General features: G+C 61.0%; 1 protein-coding gene. It reads right to left on the minus strand.

Features of this window, described 5'->3' with window-relative positions:
- The coding region (locus ACPYOI_RS35810; protein WP_481424140.1) for a GAF domain-containing protein at nucleotides 1–906 on the minus strand (906 nt) is incomplete at both ends.

Genomic DNA, 906 nt, shown 5'->3' on the forward strand with positions numbered 1-906 from the left:
GATCAAAATCCCGATGATATTGGCATCGACCAGGCGCCGGATCTTGGCCTCGCGCTCCTCGAGGTCACGATAAAGGCGGCTATTTTCCAACGAAATCGCCGCCTCCGACGCAAGCAGCTTGAGGACCGCCATGCGGGCCGGCGTAAAGACGCGCGGCGCTAGATTGTTCTCGAGATAGAGCAGCGCAACCATCCGGCCTTGCTTGATCAGCGGCAGGCAAAGCACCGAGCGGGGCTTGTTGTCGCGAATGTACGCATCATTGAAGTCGTTTTCCGCTGCCGCATCGTCGAGGATTACGGGTTCGCCGGTCCGGGCGACGAAATTGGCGATTGCTCCCGGCATGGGGGCCGTGCTCGGTTCGGGGCGGAGATGGACGGCGACATCGCCGCCGGTCGTTTCCGCCTCGGCCTCGACCCGGAGCTCGCCTCCTCTCGGAAAGATCAGCAGGCCACGCCCCGCTCCAGCGTTTTCGAGAGCCGTGCGCATCAGCGTATCAATCAGCTTCTCCAGCACGATCTCACCCGATATCGCTTGCGATACCTTGATCACCGTCGCGAGATCGAGCTGTTCGACGGGTGTCCCGATCGTACTCGTCGGAAGTGAAACGGCCTGTGGCTCCGCGAGTTGAGGGTAGAGTTGATCCAGTTGGCGTACCTTGCCAATTGCTCCCCAGCGCACGTATTCATACCGGGAATTCCGTAGATACAGCTGGGAGATATCCTCGAAGTCATGAACTGCGTAGAAGCGCGCAGCCAATTCATGGGCGAGCGCTTCGTTGTGGACAAAGCCGTTTGCGCGGGCCGAGCGGATGGCCTGTTCGTAGAGCCGCATGGCGTCGAGCGTGCGGCCTTCGATGCGGGCGATCTCGGCACCGATCAAGGCGGCACGGTTTGCAAAGGTCTCCGG

The sequence above is a fragment of the Rhizobium sp. SVR5-2C genome, from assembly GCF_056755115.1.